General features: G+C 66.3%; 19 protein-coding genes and 1 pseudogene. 18 read left to right on the top strand and 2 right to left on the bottom strand.

Features of this window, described 5'->3' with window-relative positions; genetic code table 11:
* Positions 1 to 4: 4 nt before the first annotated feature.
* A complete protein-coding gene (locus tag ACTQ49_RS12475) occupies positions 5 to 628 on the bottom strand; it encodes an IMPACT family protein (RefSeq protein ID WP_441828162.1) in 624 nt (207 codons plus the stop codon).
* 196 nt (positions 629 to 824) lie between these two features.
* Here ACTQ49_RS12475 and ACTQ49_RS12470 point away from each other — a divergent pair, with 196 nt between their 5' ends.
* The 8 genes and pseudogenes from ACTQ49_RS12470 to ACTQ49_RS12435 form a co-directional block, all read left to right on the top strand.
* Positions 825 to 1,385 (top strand): YceD family protein, encoded by a 561-nt coding sequence (locus ACTQ49_RS12470; protein WP_441828161.1) that lies wholly within the window; start codon positions 825 to 827, stop codon positions 1,383 to 1,385.
* A 73-nt stretch (positions 1,386 to 1,458) separates the two neighbouring features.
* Positions 1,459 to 1,650, top strand: a complete 192-nt coding sequence (gene rpmF / locus ACTQ49_RS12465; protein WP_441828160.1) for a 50S ribosomal protein L32 — start codon at positions 1,459 to 1,461, stop codon at positions 1,648 to 1,650.
* Position 1,651: 1 nt separating this feature from the next.
* On the top strand, positions 1,652 to 2,425 hold the full coding sequence (rnc, locus tag ACTQ49_RS12460) for a ribonuclease III (protein ID WP_441828159.1): 774 nt from the start codon (positions 1,652 to 1,654) through the stop codon (positions 2,423 to 2,425).
* Complete coding sequence (gene mutM, locus ACTQ49_RS12455; protein ID WP_441828158.1) at positions 2,418 to 3,293, top strand: bifunctional DNA-formamidopyrimidine glycosylase/DNA-(apurinic or apyrimidinic site) lyase; 876 nt, start codon at positions 2,418 to 2,420, stop codon at positions 3,291 to 3,293. The genes rnc and mutM overlap by 8 nt, the downstream gene beginning before the upstream one ends.
* Complete coding sequence (locus ACTQ49_RS12450; RefSeq protein WP_441828157.1) at positions 3,290 to 3,619, top strand: nucleotidyltransferase family protein; 330 nt, start codon at positions 3,290 to 3,292, stop codon at positions 3,617 to 3,619. The genes mutM and ACTQ49_RS12450 overlap by 4 nt, the downstream gene beginning before the upstream one ends.
* Positions 3,616 to 3,948, top strand: a complete 333-nt coding sequence (locus tag ACTQ49_RS12445) for a HepT-like ribonuclease domain-containing protein (protein WP_441828156.1) — start codon at positions 3,616 to 3,618, stop codon at positions 3,946 to 3,948. Before ACTQ49_RS12450 ends, ACTQ49_RS12445 begins: the two co-directional genes overlap by 4 nt.
* A gap of 49 nt (positions 3,949 to 3,997) precedes the next feature.
* A complete protein-coding gene (locus ACTQ49_RS12440) occupies positions 3,998 to 4,258 on the top strand; it encodes a hypothetical protein (RefSeq protein WP_441828178.1) in 261 nt (86 codons plus the stop codon).
* A gap of 430 nt (positions 4,259 to 4,688) precedes the next feature.
* A pseudogene (locus ACTQ49_RS12435) lies at positions 4,689 to 4,826 on the top strand (zinc finger domain-containing protein); the annotation flags it as partial.
* Between the two features lie 21 nt (positions 4,827 to 4,847).
* Here ACTQ49_RS12435 and arsB read toward each other — a convergent pair.
* Positions 4,848 to 5,921, bottom strand: a complete 1,074-nt coding sequence (gene arsB, locus ACTQ49_RS12430; protein WP_441828155.1) for an ACR3 family arsenite efflux transporter — start codon at positions 5,919 to 5,921, stop codon at positions 4,848 to 4,850.
* Positions 5,922 to 5,939: 18 nt separating this feature from the next.
* Between arsB and ACTQ49_RS12425 the strand changes: the two genes are divergently transcribed.
* The 10 genes from ACTQ49_RS12425 to ACTQ49_RS12380 all read left to right on the top strand — a co-directional run bounded on the left by ACTQ49_RS12425 (position 5,940) and on the right by ACTQ49_RS12380 (position 16,569).
* Positions 5,940 to 6,296, top strand: a complete 357-nt coding sequence (locus ACTQ49_RS12425; RefSeq protein WP_441828154.1) for an ArsR/SmtB family transcription factor — start codon at positions 5,940 to 5,942, stop codon at positions 6,294 to 6,296.
* Between the two features lie 109 nt (positions 6,297 to 6,405).
* A complete protein-coding gene (locus ACTQ49_RS12420; protein WP_441828177.1) occupies positions 6,406 to 6,567 on the top strand; it encodes a zinc finger domain-containing protein in 162 nt (53 codons plus the stop codon).
* A 2-nt stretch (positions 6,568 to 6,569) separates the two neighbouring features.
* Entirely contained in the window at positions 6,570 to 7,277 is a 708-nt protein-coding gene (locus ACTQ49_RS12415; protein ID WP_441828153.1) for a GtrA family protein, read from the top strand.
* 3 nt (positions 7,278 to 7,280) lie between these two features.
* Complete coding sequence (gene smc, locus ACTQ49_RS12410) at positions 7,281 to 10,835, top strand: chromosome segregation protein SMC (protein WP_441828152.1); 3,555 nt, start codon at positions 7,281 to 7,283, stop codon at positions 10,833 to 10,835.
* Positions 10,836 to 10,985: 150 nt separating this feature from the next.
* Entirely contained in the window at positions 10,986 to 11,399 is a 414-nt protein-coding gene (locus ACTQ49_RS12405; protein ID WP_441828151.1) for a hypothetical protein, read from the top strand.
* An 86-nt stretch (positions 11,400 to 11,485) separates the two neighbouring features.
* Positions 11,486 to 12,589: a signal recognition particle-docking protein FtsY gene (ftsY, locus tag ACTQ49_RS12400; protein ID WP_441828150.1), complete on the top strand. Its 1,104-nt coding sequence runs from the start codon at positions 11,486 to 11,488 to the stop codon at positions 12,587 to 12,589.
* 130 nt (positions 12,590 to 12,719) lie between these two features.
* Entirely contained in the window at positions 12,720 to 14,324 is a 1,605-nt protein-coding gene (gene ffh, locus ACTQ49_RS12395; RefSeq protein WP_441828149.1) for a signal recognition particle protein, read from the top strand.
* A gap of 81 nt (positions 14,325 to 14,405) precedes the next feature.
* Positions 14,406 to 15,593, top strand: a complete 1,188-nt coding sequence (locus ACTQ49_RS12390; protein ID WP_441828148.1) for an amidohydrolase family protein — start codon at positions 14,406 to 14,408, stop codon at positions 15,591 to 15,593.
* Positions 15,594 to 15,802: 209 nt separating this feature from the next.
* Positions 15,803 to 16,303, top strand: a complete 501-nt coding sequence (rpsP, locus tag ACTQ49_RS12385; RefSeq protein WP_441828147.1) for a 30S ribosomal protein S16 — start codon at positions 15,803 to 15,805, stop codon at positions 16,301 to 16,303.
* Positions 16,304 to 16,305: 2 nt separating this feature from the next.
* Entirely contained in the window at positions 16,306 to 16,569 is a 264-nt protein-coding gene (locus tag ACTQ49_RS12380) for an RNA-binding protein (protein ID WP_441828146.1), read from the top strand.
* Positions 16,570 to 16,708: the final 139 nt, after the last annotated feature.

Genomic DNA, 16,708 nt, shown 5'->3' with positions numbered 1-16,708 from the left:
CTGTTCAGCGGTCCACCCACCGTTCCCCGATCGCTTCCAGTTCCGCCCCACCATGGCTGAGCTCGGCCAAGAGGGTCCTAACCTGCTCCACGTCCTGCGGGCGGATCCCCAGCTGCAGGACGGCCTGCTGGCCATAGGCGACGTCGAGCACGCTGACACCACGGCTGCGGAGCTCGGACTCGGCCTTCGCGGCCAGCGCGTGGTCAAGGGCCACCTGCTGCTCGGTGACGAGCTCCCGCTCAAGGACGCCGGCGGCCTCCAGACCCGCTCGAACGGAGTCTGAGTAGGCACGGACCAGGCCTCCCGCTCCCAGCAGGGTTCCGCCGAACCAGCGGGTGACCACCGCCGCGACCTCGGTCAGGCCCGCCCCGCGAAGCACTTCCAGCATCGGTGCGCCGGCAGTTCCAGACGGTTCACCGTCGTCACTGGAGCGGGACAGGGAACCGTCGGGCAGCCAGATGAAGGCGGAACAGTGGTGGCGAGCATCCCAGTGTTCACTGCGCAGTCGCTCCACCAGTGCGCGTGCCGCGGCCTCATCGGTGACCCGACGGATGTCACAGCGGAAGATCGAACGCTTCACCTCGAGGTCGACGGTGGCGCTGCGGGCGACGGTACGATAGAGCGGCACTGCACGAGCCAATCACATTCGTCCCCGAGAGGCATCGAGCCGGGAGGGGATCGCGCCCCAGCGACGTGCAAGACGTGCCCAGAGTGCTGTAGGGCCGGGCGTGTGGGCGGCCGGTTTGGTCCAGATGCCGCGCTCGGATAGAGTTGGTCCTCGGTCGTGACGCTGTCATGTCCGTTGTGCGCTGAAGGGAACCGTGATGAACCAGCATCGCCGCCTCGATGCCCGCTCGCCTCTCGTCCTCGAGATCCACGAGCTGGCTCGCCGAGCCGGAACGATGAAGCAGGTTCATCAGGTCGTCGAGGCGCCTACGGATCTTGGCATCGACATGATCGGAGTGCCCCAGGGCTCCGACATCACCCTCGATCTTCGGCTCGAGAGCGTGATCGAGGGCGTTCTGGTCACCGGTACCGCCGATGTCTCCCTCAAGGGTGAATGTGCGCGCTGCCTGAGGGATTTCGAGGACCGTGAGTCCTATGACCTGCAGGAGCTGTACTTCTACCCCGAGAAGGAAGCGGAGGAGGATGCCAGCTGGATCGAGGACGAGATGATCGATCTCGACCCGGCGCTGCGTGACGCCGTGGTGCTCGAACTTCCGTTCACGCCCCTGTGTCGGGATGACTGTTTGGGACTGTGCATCGAGTGTGGACAGGTCCTGAATGATGATCCGGAGCACAGCCATGGTGAGGAGATCGACCCCCGTTGGGGCAAGCTCTCCGAGCTGGACGTGAGCGAAGCCGAAGAACAGCAGGAGAACTGATCCGACACCAGTCGGATCCCTACAGACACCACCGCACCCGCACCCTGGGGGCGGGTAGCTCAAGGAGAAGATCGTGGCAGTCCCGAAGCGGAAGATGTCCCGGAGCAACACTCGCAGCCGTCGTAGCCAGTGGAAGACGACCGCTGTCAACGTCGTGACCTGCGTGAACCCGGCGTGCCGTGAGGCCCACCTGCAGCACACCGCGTGCCCCGCGTGCGGCCAGTACGGCCCCCGCGCCGCACGTCGCCAGGTTCTCGACGCCTGACATGGCGGCTCAGCTGAGCCGTTTCCAGCAGCTTCTTGACGAGCTGGGTGTCCCACTGGACACCCAGCTCTTCGAGCTTGCCCTGACGCACCGTTCGTACGCCTACGAGAACGGCGGCATCCCCACCAATGAGCGCCTGGAATTCCTGGGCGACGCAGTGCTGGGCATCGTCGTGACCGAACACCTCTACCTGACCTTCCCGGACTACCCGGAAGGGCGCTTGGCGAAGCTGCGTGCAGCCGTCGTGAACGCCGTTGCGTTGGCCGATGTGGCGCGCGGGCTGGACATCGGCCCGATGGTGAAGCTGGGACGCGGCGAGACCACCACCGGCGGTCATGACAAGACCTCGATCCTGGCTGACACGATGGAGGCCCTGATCGGCGGCATCTTCCTCACGGGTGGCATGGGGCAGGCGGAGAGCTTCGTGCACCACGTCTTCGACCCCCTGGTCACGCAGGCCGACCAGATGGGCGCGGGGCTGGACTGGAAGACCTCCCTGCAGGAGGTGTGTGCCAACAACGGCCACCCGATGCCGACCTACCGCATCGAGGAGTCGGGCCCAGACCACGACAAGCACTTCGTCGCGCGGGCGGTCGTCAACGGCGTCGAGTACGGAACCGGTGAGGGCCGCAACAAGAAGCAGGCCGAGCAGGAGGCCGCTGGCAAGGCGTTCACCGCCATCCAGGAGGCCCAGGCAGCTCAGGCAGCTGCACGCGAGGCCCTGGGTGACGAGCCGGTCCAGATCCCCAACGAGGAGGCAACCCCGGGTGCCTGAGCTTCCCGAGGTCGAAACGGTCCGCGCGGGTCTGGAGCCACTGCTCCGGGGCCGCGCGGTTTCGCATGTCCAGGTGCTGCACCCCCGGCCGGTGCGCAAACACGAATTGGGGCCGCGGGACTTCGAGCTGGTGCTCCAGGGGCGCACCTTCGAGGCGCCGCGACGCCGTGGAAAGTACCTCTGGTTCCCCTTCGCCGACGGTGATGCGATGCTCGCCCATCTGGGGATGAGCGGCCAGTTCCGCGTCGACCGCCCCGACGCGCCGCTGCTGCGCAACACCCGCGTCCTGTTCGACCTGGACGGCGGCCAGGAACAGCTGCGCTTCGTCGACCAGCGGATGTTCGGCGGGCTCCAGCTCAGCCCCGGCGGTGCAGAGCTCCCCGCCGAGATCGCGCACATCGCACTCGACCCCTTCGACGATCACTTCGACCTTGCCGATGTCGCACAGCGCCTGCGTCGAAAGCGCACCACCGTCAAGCGGGCCCTGCTCGACCAGGCCCTGGTCAGCGGCATCGGCAACATCTACGCCGACGAGGCGCTGTGGCTGGCCCAGATCCATCCCGAGCACCCCACCGAGAAGCTCACCCGCGCCCAGGCCGTCGGCGTGCTGGAGGCGGCCCGCACCGTCATGGCCGAGGCGCTCGGGCAGGGCGGCACCAGCTTCGATGCCCTCTACGTGAAGGTCAATGGCGAGTCGGGTTACTTCGACCGCTCGCTCGACGCCTACGGCCGCGAAGGCCTTCCCTGCAAGCGCTGCGGGACGCCGATGAGACGCATCCAGTTCACCAACCGGAGCTCGACGTTCTGCCCGAGTTGTCAGCGGCTCCGCCGAGGCGGACCATGTTCGGACGGTACTCTGAGGGCATGAGTGATCAGGCGGCAACTCCCGAGACGCTCGCCCTGCGAGCGCTTCTCGACGCGCGCCGCGACGACTTCGATGCGTTGCTCGTCAAGTATGGGGCGACGAATCCGATGCTCTTCGGTTCCGTCGCTCGCGGCGACGCGCGGGACGGGAGCGACATCGACATCCTGGTCGAGATGGATCCTGCCGACGGCAATATCTTGATGCGCGCCTCAGGACTGTTGGAGGAGACCCGCGAACTCTTCGGCACGGATGACGTCGACATCTTCCCTGTCCAGCTCCTGCGGCGCCCCGTGTCGGAATCTGCGCTGGCGGAAGCGGTGGCCTTGTGAGCAGGACTTCCAAGGAGCGGATCGATGACATCCTGGTCGCCATCGACCGGTGTCAACGGTTCATCGCCCTTGTCGGCGCCGACTGTGATGATCCCGACTTGATTGCCATGGCCGAGGATGCGATCGAGCGCAATCTCCAGATCATCGGCGAGGCAGCAACTCGCCTTCCTGAGAGCGTGACGGCTGCGCACCCCGAGATTCCGTGGCCGCAGATCCGCGGTTTCCGCAACATCCTCGTGCACCAGTACTTCGGTGTCGACATCGAGGTTGTTCGCGATGTCGTCGACAACCATCTACCTCTCTTGGCAGAGTCGCTACGAGGCGCCTGACTCCCGCTCTTGATTTGGCGGTCGTTCTGCCTTCGGCCGATGAGGGAACATGGCGTCGAAGGCTTCCACGTCGGTGGGGGAGAACTCGAACAGGGGGGCTCTCGATCAGTTGTCCGTTGACGGCTTCCAGGCTGCCGGGCTGCAGTTCCATGCCCATGAAGTCGGGGAAATTGTCGCCTTCGGCTGTCGTCACCCCGAAGTTGGCGGCGTCGGTGAAACCAAAGCGTGGGTAGTACGCGGGGTCTCCGTACAGGAACGCGGCGGCGAATTCCAGGTCGCGTGCAGCATTGAGCGTGTGGGCCATGAGTAGCGATCCGGTTCCGTGCCTCTGCTATGCCGGAGCGACGGCGACCGGTCCAGGTGCCAGGACGGGGAGCGTGTCGCCAGCGGGGGTGTGGATATGGGCCGTGGTGCTCATGACACATCCGACGATCGTGTCCTGGTCAACTGCCACGTATGTGAGCTGGGGGATGACGTCGGGATGGCCTTGCATGGCGAGGTGCCACAGGTAGTGTTCGTGACAGCCCGGGCGGTAGATGTCCCAGAACGCATCGCGGACAAGGGACTCGCAGGCATGCTGATCGGACGGGTGGGCCGGGCGGATGATGATGGGGTGATTCACGTGCCCAGCCTGATCTATGCAGGAATCTCCGGGCAAGCGAATTTCTCGGATAGAGGCTGAGGCAGATCGGCACACTCCGGCACTGATCGGATCAGGTGAATGTAAGAAAGTCATGTAGTCGGGATACTTCGATCGCTTGCTCGACGCCTACGGACGTGAGGGCCTGCCGTGCAAGCGGTGTGGGACGGCGATGGTGCGTGAGCAATTCACCAATCGGAGTTCGACGCGGTGCCCGAGGTGCCAACGGCTGAGGTGAGGGAGGAGACGGAGCCCCCGGTCATCGCGTCGTCTCCGAGAAGCGGAGTGCGCGGCGCAGCCACAAGGACACGTAGACGAGCCCGACGAGCACGGGCACCTCGATGAGGGGGCCGACGACGCCAGCGAGGGCCTGGCCCGAGGTCACACCGAATGTGGCGATGGCGACCGCGATGGCCAGCTCGAAGTTGTTGCCAGCTGCGGTGAAGGCGAGCGTGGCCGTCTTCGCGTAGGGCAGGCCGATGACCCGGCCGAGGAGGAAGGCTCCGCCCCACATGAGGACGAAGTAGGCGAGCAGCGGCAGAGCGATCCGCGCGACGTCCCATGGCCGGGAGGTGATCTGGCTTCCCTGGAGGGCGAAGAGAATGACGATGGTGAACAGCAGGCCGTAGAGAGCCCATGGCCCAACGCGTGGGAGGAAGCCGTTCTCGTAGCGCGCTCGGCCCCAGCGAGACTCTCCCAGCCGCCGCGACAGGTATCCCGCGAGCAGCGGAACACCCAGGAACACCAGCACTGAGCCGGCGATCTGCCACGGCGAGATGTTCAGCGCTGCCTGCTCCAGCCCCAGCCAGCCTGGCAGGACCGACAGGTAGAACCATCCCAGCCCCGCGAAGGCAATCACCTGGAAGATCGAGTTGAGGGCGACCAGCACAGCGGCTGCCTCGCGGTCGCCGCAGGCAAGGTCGTTCCAGATGATGACCATGGCGATGCACCGAGCTAGCCCGACGATGATCAGACCTGTGCGGTAGGCGGGCAGATCCGGGAGCATGAGCCAGGCAAGGCCGAACATCAAGGCCGGACCCACGACCCAGTTCAGTAGCAACGAAGACACGAGCATGCGGCCGTCCCGGGTGACGCTGTCGAGGCGGTCGTAGCGGACCTTGGCCAGCACCGGATACATCATCACGAGCAGCCCCAGCGCGATGGGAAGGGAGACTCCCTGCACCTCGACCGCTGACAGGGCGCCCGACAGGCCGGGCACGAGCCGGCCGAGCAGGAGGCCGCCTCCCATCGCCAGCAAGATCCACAGCGGGAGGATGCGGTCGAGCACGGGGAGTTGGGTCAGCGCCGTGTCCTTGGTGACAGGGGCATTCATAAGGCTCCTTGATTCGATATGCATCGATCCAAGCGTGACTTCTGTATCGAAACTTGTCAAACTAGTGTGGTGAATCGTGAGAGACCTCCGTTGGCGACACCCCTTGCCGAGCTGGCTGGGGTCTTCAAGGCACTCGGGGATGAGACGCGGCTGCAGTTGCTGCTCGCCGTCCTGGACGCCGGCGAGGCTGGCGTCTGTGTGTGCAACCTTCCCGATCTTGGTCTTTCCCAACCGACTGTTTCCCACCATCTGCGGAAGCTTCGTGAGGCTGGCCTCCTGGAGTCCGAGCGCCGGGGGACCTGGGTGCACTATCGAGCGACGGTGCGCGCGACCGACCTAGCGGCCGCCTGGAGTCTGGGCGGGACCGGGGGCTGACTGATGTCCCGCGAGTTTGTCTTCGGGGCGATACAGTCCGGCAAGGTCCGGCAATGCCCGGAGACTTCAGCGTCACAGAGTCATGTAGTCGGGTTACTTCGACCGCTCGCTGAATGTCTATGGCCAGCAGGGCAGGCCCTGTCCCCGGTGCGGTGACGAGGTGCAACGGGTCCACTTCATGAACAGGTCGAGCCACTTCTGTCCGACATGCCAACGGCCCCCAAGGGGTGCATCCCGGGGGCGCGGGCCGAGCGTGGGTAGTATCCGATGACTGTGAACCAGTCAACCGAATCCCGCCGACAGCGTGGCAAGCGCAACCTGCGCCAGTTCCTGACCTTCGGCATGGTCGGCGGTTCAGGCGTCGTGGTGAACCTGGCCGTGGTCTGGCTCTTCGAGAAGCTGATCCCGCACTACCAGGGCATTGCCGTGGACCTGCCGCTGACGCAGTTCAATGTTCGCTGGTACCACGTCTTCACAGTCGTGGCCTTCATGGTGGCCAATACGTGGAACTACGAACTCAACCGTCGCCTCACCTTCAAGGCACGGGGTCACGGAGCGGCCGCGTGGTGGCGTGGTCTGGCGAATTTCATGGGCATCGGTGCCGTCGCCCTCATGGTGGGCCTGGTGATCCAGACCGCGCTCCTGAAGCCGGAATCCGCTCTCTACCTGCAGAACTTCTTTGGCTGGATGGATGACACCACGGGGCTGCGCAAGAAGCTCTACTACGCCTCCCTGATCCAGATCGTCCTGACGATGCCGATCAACTTCATCGTCAACAAGCTGTGGACCTTCCGGGCCGTCCGTGCAGGTCATCCGGAGGACCTGCCTCTGATCGCACCCGTCGTGGCACCCGAAGTGGTTGATGCGGATGGTGAGTCCGCGCTCCTCGCTGCGGATGGTGAGTCCGCGCTCCTCGCTGCGGATGGTGAGTCCGCGCTCCTCGCTGCGGATGGTGAGTCCGGACGGACCGAGGCGGTCTAGTCCGTGTACCTCAAGAGCCTGACGCTTCGCGGCTTCAAGTCGTTCGCGTCGGCGACGACGTTGAACTTCGAGCCCGGCATCACCTGTGTGGTCGGGCCCAATGGATCGGGCAAGTCCAATGTGGTCGATGCCCTCAGCTGGGTGATGGGCGAGCAGGGCGCCAAGAGCCTTCGTGGCGGGAAGATGGAAGACGTCATCTTCGCCGGCACCTCCGGACGTGCTCCGCTCGGCCGTGCCGAGGTCTCCTTGACGATCGACAACACCGACGGTGCACTGCCGATCGAGTACACCGAGGTCACGATCACCCGCACGATGTTCCGCAATGGAGGCAGCGAATACTCCATCAATGGACACCAGGCACGCCTGCTGGACGTGCAGGAACTGCTCAGTGACTCCGGCATCGGGCGCGAGATGCACGTCATCGTTGGTCAAGGACAGCTGGACACCATCCTGCAGGCCACTCCGGAGATCCGGCGCGGCTTCATCGAGGAGGCTGCCGGGGTCCTCAAGCACCGCAAGCGCAAGGAGAAGGCCCTGCGCAAGCTGGACGCGACCCAGCAGAATCTGGACCGGCTGCAGGACCTCGTCGCGGAGATCCGGCGACAGCTCAAGCCGCTGGGACGCCAGGCCGAGGTGGCGCGCAAGGCTGCCGTCGTCCAGTCGGAACTGCGCGATGCCAAGGCACGCCTCCTGGGCGATGACCTCACCCAGGCGACCATCGCACTCGAGACGGATCTGGCAGACGAGGCCAACCTCAAGCGCGCCAGGGCCGCGGCCGAGGCCCGGCTGGAAGCCGCCCGTGAGGCCGAACATGCGGCGGAACTGGCCCTCGCCCAGGCACAACCGCGGCTCAACGAGGCACAGGAGACCTGGTATGCGCTGGCGGCCCTGAGAGAACGTGTCAGCACCACCCAGCAGATCGCCGCGGAGCGCATGAGGCATGCCGAAGCCCAGCCGGAGACCGGTCAACGCGGGCGTGACCCGGAACTGCTGGAACAGGAGGCAGCCCAGGCCAGGGCCCAGGAGCATGAGCTGCGCACTGAGGTGGAGCAGCTGGAGCAGGCTCTGCAGGATGCCCAGAGGCGCAGGAGCGATGCCGAGACTGCACATGCCGAGGCCGATCGCGCCCATGCCACCCAGCTGCGGGCCATCGCGGACCGTCGCGAGGGTCTCGCCCGCCTCACCGGGCAGGTCAACTCCCTCAAGACGCGCCTGGAGACGTCCTCCGAACAGGTCGAGCGGTTGACCGTGCAGCGCGACGAGGCCGCGCTGCGGGCCGAGTCCGCTGCTCAGGAGTTGAGTCAGGCTTCCGGCCGCGCGGACGAACACCGGGGCGCCGGTGACGAGCTGGCACGAGAGTTGGAGACCGCAAGCTCGGCGGTCGACGAGGTGGGACGGGAACTGCAGGACCTTCGTCGTCGCCAGCAGGAGGCTCAGCAGCTCAGGGCCGGGCTGGTTGCCCGGATCGAGGCCCTGGAAATGGGCCTGGACCGTACCGACGCCCCGGCGGCCCTGCTTGGCGCCCGTGACGAGATCCCGGGGATTCTCGGGCAACTGGCCGAACTCATCGGCATCGAGAGCGGATGGGAGGTTGCCATCGCGGCGGCCCTGGGTAGCGCCACGGATTCGCTGGCACTCGACTCGCTGGCCGATGCCCGACGTGCCCTCGAATACCTGGAGGATGGGGGGCTGGGCCGTGTGGGACTCCTGCTGCGCGGTGCCAGTCGCGTGGGGGCCGTGGAGGTGCCCGACGGATTCCGCAGCGCCACCCAGGCCATCGACGTCGCGGAGCCGCTGCAGCCGGCGCTCGACCAGCTGATCGGGCATGTCGTGCTCGTCGAAGGACCTGACGAGGCCATCCGGCTGGTGCAGGAGCACCATGACCTGGCCGCAGTGACTCGCTCCGGAGACCTCTATTCATCCTGGTACGTGGAGGGCGGTTCGGCTGCGTCATCGTCGCGGCTGGAGATCCAGGCAGCCATCGACCAGACACGCAGCGACCTCGAGGACGCGCAGTCCGTTCTGGCCGGGCTGGAGACCGAGATCAAGCAGTGCACTGTCCGGTTGGAAGAGGTCAATGCCCGACGTCTGGCCGCCCGCCAGGCAGTGAAGCTGGCCGAGAAGGAGGCCTCGGACCTCGCCCGGCAAGTCAGTGTGCTGGCCCAGGCACAGAAGTCCGCCAGGGCCGAGGCCGATCGGCTGGAGAAGTCGATCCTGGATGCCCAGACCACCCGAGTGCGCGACGAGGCGGGCTTGGCTGACCTGGAGGCCCGGTTGGCGAATGCATCTGCGCAGGGAGATCTGGCGGAACCCGACTCGTCCGAACGCGACCGACAGTCCGAACTGGCACGCACGGCCCGCACCGAGGAGATGGATGCGCGGCTGGCCCTGCGCACGGCGGAGGAACGTGTCCGTGCACTCGCAGGGCGCGCCGATTCACTACGGCGGGCGGCCGTCGCAGAGCGTCAGGAACGTGAGAAGGCTGCTGCTCGTGCCGCCCAGTTGCGTCGGGAGGCGGAGGCTGCCCGCGCCGTGCATGAAGCGGCCGGCTGGCTGTTGACCCGTGTCGACGAGAGTCGTCGGCTGGCCACGGTGGAGCGTGCGGCCGCCGAGGAAGCCAGACAGGCTGCTGATGCACAGCTGGCAGTCGCCCGTCGCGAGACCCGGGAGCTGGCCAGAGAACTGGAGAAGCTGGTCGAGGGCGCCCACCGCGACGAGATGGCCCGCATCGAGGTGCGGATGCGCATCGAGCAGCTCACCGAACGCGCCATGACCGAGCTCGGCCTGGAGGCTTCGATCCTGATGTCCGAGTATGGTCCAGACCAGTTCGTGCCCGTCCTGACTCGGCCGGACGGGACGGCCCTCACCGACGAGGACGAGGTTCCCGATCCCGTTCCCTATGTACGAGAGCAGCAGGCCAAGCGCCTGCGCGCGGCCGAGCGCAATCTGCAGCAGCTTGGCCGGATCAACCCGCTCGCGCTGGAGGAGTTCGACGCGATGCAGGAACGGCACGCCTTCCTCGCCGAACAGCTGGAGGACCTCAAACAGACCCGCAAGGACCTGATGGACATCGTCGAGCAGGTGGACCGTCGCGTGGAGGAGGTCTTTGCCGCCGCCTACCTGGATGTGGAGCGCACCTTCAACGAGGTCTTTCCGCGCCTCTTCCCCGGAGGTGAGGGCCGACTGGTCCTCACCGAGCCCGGTCAGTGGCTCACCACGGGGGTGGACGTGGAGGCCCGTCCAGCAGGGAAGAAGGTCAAACGCCTCTCACTGCTCTCGGGAGGTGAGCGGTCATTGGTGGCCGTTGCCTTCCTGGTCAGCCTCTTCATGGCCAGGCCTAGCCCCTTCTACATCCTCGACGAGGTGGAGGCGGCGCTCGATGATGCGAACCTGGGCCGACTTCTGGGCATCTACGAACAGCTGCGGGAGTCCTCGCAGTTGCTGGTGATCACGCACCAGAAGAGGACGATGGAGATCGCTGACGCGCTGTACGGCGTGACCATGCGCGGGGACGGCGTCTCGACCGTGATCAGCCAGCGTCTGCACCGCGACGAATGACCATGCCCGCCCAGCGGCGGCTGCACCGTTCGTCCGCTGAGTCTTTGCTGTGTGTTCACGGCGCCACGCCCCCGGAAAGCCGCTATTATGCCCGGCATAGCGCCTAGACTTGGGGTAGTCCCACTCCACCCTCAGCAGGGAGCCACCGCAGTGCCCGCTTTCGTCATCACCCTGATCCTGATCGTCGTGATCGGTCTTGTCTGTCTTGCCGTCGTGGCGGTGGGCATGAAGGGAGCCTTCCGGGAGAAGGCGCCGCGCGCTGCGAACCACCTTGCCGTCGCTGCTCGTCACATGAATGGTGATGCCGAGCCGCCGCAGGCGCTGGTTGACCTGGTGAACAGCCAGGCGGAGGCCGTGCGCAGTGCCCAGCGTGAGGGCGGTCTGGGAGAGCGGATCAAGTCCGTCAAGCTGCCCATTCGCTCCGCCGATGCCCGCCGTGACGACGCGGCGCAGACGGTGGCCGATGACGTCCGCCCAGCGGAGCAGAAGCCCCGTCCGCAGCAGCCGGTCATCGACGCCACGGACAGCGATGCCGGCGCGCCCCAGATGGCCGTCGCCAATTGAGTCACGCACTGCACTCCACAGAACCTCGGGTTGGCCCCGGTGCCGAGAGGCGCCGGGGCCAACTGCTGTCTGGGTAGGATGCCCGCGTGGACAACTTCTTCTGGCTGATCATCGGTGGAGTCATCCTCTGCCTCCTCATCGCCTCCGGCATCATCTGGACGAGCAATCGCCGTGCGGTCCCGAAGGCGGAGCCGACTCCCGAGGTTGCGCCGGAGCGCGGCTCCGATGTCGCAGTCGTGGAGCCCGAGGAGGGAGTCGAGGTTCCCGAGGCAGCCGGTTCACGGCTGGCGCGTCTGCGGCGACGGCTCGCCGGCAGCAACAATGCCCTGGCCCGTGGTCTGGCCGACCTGTTGTCCCGTGACCGCCTGGACGAGGACACCTGGGACGAGTTCGAGGCCACGCTGATCAGCTCGGACCTGGGCGTCGGGCCCACCACGGAGCTGGTCTCAACCCTGCGTCGCGAGCTCGCGATCGATGGCGTCAACGACTCCGGCCATGCCGCCACCGTGCTGCGTCGTGAACTGGTCAAGCTCGTGGATCCCACGATGGACCGTTCGCTGAACCTGCAGAAGACCGATGGCAAGCCCGCCGTCGTGATGGTGGTCGGCGTCAACGGCACCGGCAAGACCACCACGTGCGGCAAGCTGGCGCGCGTCCTGGTGGCGGAGAACAAGACCGTGCTGCTGGGCGCCGCGGACACCTTCCGGGCAGCTGCGGCCGAGCAGTTGTCCACCTGGGGCGAGCGAGTCGGCATCGCGACGGTGCGCGGCGAGGAGGGCGCCGATCCCGCCTCGGTGGCCTACAAGGCCGTGGAGCAGGGAATCGCCGACGGCGTGGATGTGGTCTTGATCGACACCGCTGGCCGCCTGCACACCAAGACGGGGCTGATGGACCAGCTCGGCAAGGTCAAGCGGGTCATCGAGAAGATCGCCCCCGTGACCGAGGTGCTGCTCGTGCTGGATGCCACCACTGGCCAGAACGGTCTGGTCCAGGCCAGGATCTTCCGCGACGTCGTGGACGTCAGCGGTCTGGTCCTGACCAAGCTCGACGGCTCCGCCAAGGGCGGCATCGTGGTCCAGGTGCAGCGCGAGCTCGGTGTGCCGGTGAAGCTGATCGGTCTGGGGGAGGGCGTCGATGACCTGGCGCCATTCGAAGCGGACGGCTTCGTCACCGGCCTGATGGGTGACTGAGCCGGGTTTCGCACCCTTCCAGCCGCACGGCGAACGCGGGGATGCTCCCGCAGGCGGCGCTTGCCCGTATCCTTGACCCTTGACGGTCGCCCCCGGGCGCGACGACAACGATGACGCGAAGGACCAACACGTGTTCGACACACTCTCCGATCGTCTTGCAGCGACCTTCAAGGGTCTGCGTGGCAAGGGTCGTCTGACCGAGGCCGACATCGACGCGACGGCACGCGAGATTCGCATCGCGCTGCTCGAGGCCGACGTCAACCTGAGCGTGGTCAAGGAGTTCGTCGCCAACCTCAAGGAACGCTGCCGTGAGGAGGAGGTTTCCGAAGCCCTCAATCCGACGCAGCAGATCATCAAGATCGTCAACGAGGAACTGGTCAACATCCTCGGCGGCGAGGATCGCACCATCCGCTTCGCCAAGAACCCGCCGACGGTCATCATGCTCGCCGGTCTGCAGGGCGCGGGAAAGACGACTCTGGCCGGAAAGCTGGCGCTGTGGCTCAAGAGTGAGGGGCACTCGCCCCTGCTGGTGGCCGCCGACCTGCAGCGTCCCAATGCCGTGAACCAGCTGCAGATCGTGGGCCAGCGGGCCGGGGCCCACGTCTTCGCCCCCGAGCCCGGCAATGGCATCGGCGATCCGGTCGCCGTGGCCCGCGCCTCCATCCTCGAGGCCCAGCGCAAGTTGTACGACGTTGTCATCGTCGACACCGCCGGACGCCTCGGCATCGACGAGACGCTGATGCAGCAGGCCGCTGACATCAAGGCGGCCGTCACCCCGGATGAAACCCTCTTCGTCGTCGACGCCATGATCGGCCAGGACGCCGTGAACACGGCGCTCGCCTTCGAGGAAGGCGTGGGCTTCGACGGCGTCGTGCTGACCAAGCTGGACGGCGATGCCCGAGGCGGTGCCGCCCTGTCGATCGCCCGAGTCATCGGCAAGCCGATCATGTTCGCCTCCAATGGCGAGGGGTTGAAGGACTTCGACGTCTTCCACCCCGACCGGATGGCCTCCCGCATCCTCGACATGGGTGACATGCTCACCCTGATCGAGCAGGCGGAGAAGCACTTCGACCAGGAACAGAGCCGTCGCGCTGCCGAGAAGCTCATGTCCGGCAAGGGCAATGAGTTCGGCCTTGGCGACTTCCTGTCCCAGATGCAGCAGCTGCGCAAGATGGGCCCGATGAGCAAGATCTTCGGGATGCTCCCGGGCATGGGGCAGATGAAGGACCAGATCGCCAACATCGACGAGAAGGAGATCGACCGCATCGAGGCGATCATCTACTCGATGACCCCGGCCGAGCGTGACGACGTGGGCATTCTCAACGGCTCTCGACGTGCCCGCATTGCGAAGGGTGCCGGTGTTGAGGTCAGCGACGTCAACAACCTGGTGAACCGTTTCGTCGAGGCCCGCAAGATGATGCAGTCGATGGCCGGGATGATGGGCGGCAAGGGCGGCGTGCCCGGGATGCCCGGGATGGGTGGTCCACGAAAGCAGGCCAAGGCCCAGGCAAAGAAGAGCAAGAAGGGCAGCAAGGTCTCGGGCAATCCGGCCAAGCGTGCTGCCGCGGCCCAGGCCAAGCCGACGGCCTCCCAGATCGTGGACGCGGGTGCCGCCTTCGGCGTCGGTGCCGGAGCGGAACCCTCCGAGGCTGATCTCGCGGCCGCGATGGAGAACTTCCAGCTCCCGCCTGAGATGCAGAAGATGTTCAACCAGAAGAACCAAGGCCCTCGCTGATCCACGTACGGGGGCATGCCCACGGCGAACGGAAACACGCGACCCCTTCTGGAAGTGCCTGAACTCGTGCAGGATTGGCGCATGAGCGGACACCACGAGCACGCCTCGATGCCCAGCCCGGTCCACACCCACACCCATGACGGGCACACGCACACCCACATTGGGGAGCAGGTGGTCCCGGATGGCCCAGAGGTGCGTCTGCACCTGAGCGGCACCATGCTCCCGTCGGGAGAGCACACCGAGCTGTGGGTGCATGACGGGGTGGTCACCTTCGAGCGGATCGAGGACGCCATCACGGTGGCCAGCGATTGCTGGTTCATGCCGGGTCTCGTTGACGCCCACTGTCACATTGGGCTGGACACCCAGGGGGCGATCGGGGCTGATGAGGCCGAGGAGCAGGCCGTGGCCGATCGTGATGCCGGCACACTGCTCATCCGTGACGCGGGCAGCCCGTCGGACACCCGGTGGATCGACGAGCGCGAGGACCTTCCCGAGGTGATCCGCGCGGGCCGACACATTGCCCGCCCCAAGCGCTATCTGCGCAACTATGCCGATGAAGTGGAGCCTGAGGATCTGGTCGCCACCGTCCAGAAGCAGGCCGCGGCCGGTGATGGTTGGGTCAAGCTGGTGGGCGACTGGATCGATCGCGATGAGGGCGACCTCAAGCCGCTCTGGCCCGTGGATGTTGCGCGCGAGGCCATCGAGAGGGCCCACGAGGTCGGAGCCCGGGTCACGGCGCACTGCTTCGGCGAGGATTCGGTGGCGGAACTGGTGGAGGCGGGCATTGACGGCATCGAGCACGGAACGGGCATCAGCGACGAGGTGATCGCCCAGATGGCCGAACGTCAGGTCTCGCTGGTGCCCACGCTGGTGAACCTGGAGAACTTCCCCGACATCGCAGCCAGCGGCGAGAAGAAGTTCCCCGTCTATGCCGCCCACATGCGAGAGCTGTATGCCACCCGCCTCGAACGTTTTCGCAAGGCGCACGAAGCGGGGGTTCCGATCTATGCAGGTACAGATGCGGGCGGCGTCATGCCGCACGGCATCCTGGGCCAGGAGATCGAGCTGCTGGGTGAGATCGGCGGCGCGGAGTTCGCACTGGGGGCCGCCTCGTGGCGGGCCCGGGACTGGCTGGGGCGGCCTGGTCTGCAGGAAGGAGCTCGCGCGGACATCGTCGTCTTCGACGAGGACCCGCGGGTCAATCTGGGGGTTGCTCGGCACCCGCGGCTGGTCATCCTGAGGGGCCGGATCGTGAAGCAGATCACCTGAGGGGCTGTCTCGCGTCGCACGTACGGCCGGATGGCCTCAGGCGTCAAGATCTGGCAGAATGGGGAGAGCATCTGTGTCGTCGGCGCCCTCTAACTCTGGCGACGTGGATTCATCCGACCCCGCGACGCGTGCCCCACACGCGATCCCACGGGTCACCCGCCTGGCCTCGGGGCAGTCCCGATGCCATTCCCAACAGGAGAACCACACACGTGGCAACCAAGATTCGTCTGAAGCGTCTCGGCAAGATTCGCTCGCCTCACTACCGCATCGTCGTGATGGACTCGCGCACCAAGCGCAACGGTCGCGCCATCGAGGAGATCGGCCTGTACCACCCGAAGAATGATCCTTCGGTCATTCAGGTCGATTCGGAGCGCGCCCAGTACTGGCTGAGCGTGGGCGCCCAGCCCACCGAGGCCGTTGTCGCGATCCTGAAGCGCACCGGTGACTGGCAGAAGTTCACCGGCGACACCAGCCCGTCCGGTGTCGACCCGCAGCCGGAGAAGGCCGACAAGCTGGCCCGTTTCCAGGCCGCCCTGGCCGAGGCCGACGATGCGCCGAAGAACGACGCCATCAGCAAGAAGAAGTCGAAGGACGACGAGGCGAAGGCCGAGGAGTCCGCTGAGGAGACCACCGAGGCCCCCGAGGAGGCTCCCGCCGAGGAGCCCAAGGCTGACGAGGCTCCTGCCGAGGCTCCCGCCGAAGAGGCCTGATCGTGCTCGCGGACGCCCTGGAGCACCTGGTGCGCGGCATCGTCACGAATCCTGACGACGTGGTCGTCAAGGACAAGGACCTGCGCCGAGGCCGAATGCTGGAGGTCAGGGTCAATCCGGAGGACATCGGCAAGGTGATCGGTCGTCAGGGCCGCACCGCCTCTGCGCTGCGCACCGTCGTGGCGGCACTGGCCGGCCGAGAGCAGGTTCGGGTCGACTTCGTTGACGTGGACCGCCGCTCTGGCTCGCGCGGATTCCGTCGCTGAACGACAGACCAGCAGACGTGACGCCCCGCACCCGATGAGGGTGCGGGGCGTCACGCATCCCCGGCGCGTTGGTCGCGCCCCACGGGGCAACACGACAGGATGGAACCGGCCACGAGCGGCCGGAAGTGAGGAGACACGG

This window comes from Luteococcus sp. Sow4_B9 (genome assembly GCF_052116585.1).
In the GTDB taxonomy this organism is placed as follows: domain Bacteria; phylum Actinomycetota; class Actinomycetes; order Propionibacteriales; family Propionibacteriaceae; genus Luteococcus.
This window is presented reverse-complemented; position numbering and strand designations above follow the sequence as displayed.

What these genes read in the sequence shown, in the direction of transcription:
- ACTQ49_RS12470 (WP_441828161.1), top strand. Translation starts at nt 825, where the DNA reads ATGAACCAGCATCGCCGCCTCGATGCCCGCTCGCCTCTCGTCCTCGAG.
- rnc (WP_441828159.1), top strand. Translation starts at nt 1,652, where the DNA reads ATGGCGGCTCAGCTGAGCCGTTTCCAGCAGCTTCTTGACGAGCTGGGT.
- ACTQ49_RS12450 (WP_441828157.1), top strand. Translation starts at nt 3,290, where the DNA reads ATGAGTGATCAGGCGGCAACTCCCGAGACGCTCGCCCTGCGAGCGCTT.
- ACTQ49_RS12440 (WP_441828178.1), top strand. Translation starts at nt 3,998, where the DNA reads ATGGCGTCGAAGGCTTCCACGTCGGTGGGGGAGAACTCGAACAGGGGG.
- arsB (WP_441828155.1), bottom strand. Translation starts at nt 5,921, where the DNA reads ATGAATGCCCCTGTCACCAAGGACACGGCGCTGACCCAACTCCCCGTG.
- ACTQ49_RS12425 (WP_441828154.1), top strand. Translation starts at nt 5,940, where the DNA reads ATGCATCGATCCAAGCGTGACTTCTGTATCGAAACTTGTCAAACTAGT.
- ACTQ49_RS12390 (WP_441828148.1), top strand. Translation starts at nt 14,406, where the DNA reads ATGAGCGGACACCACGAGCACGCCTCGATGCCCAGCCCGGTCCACACC.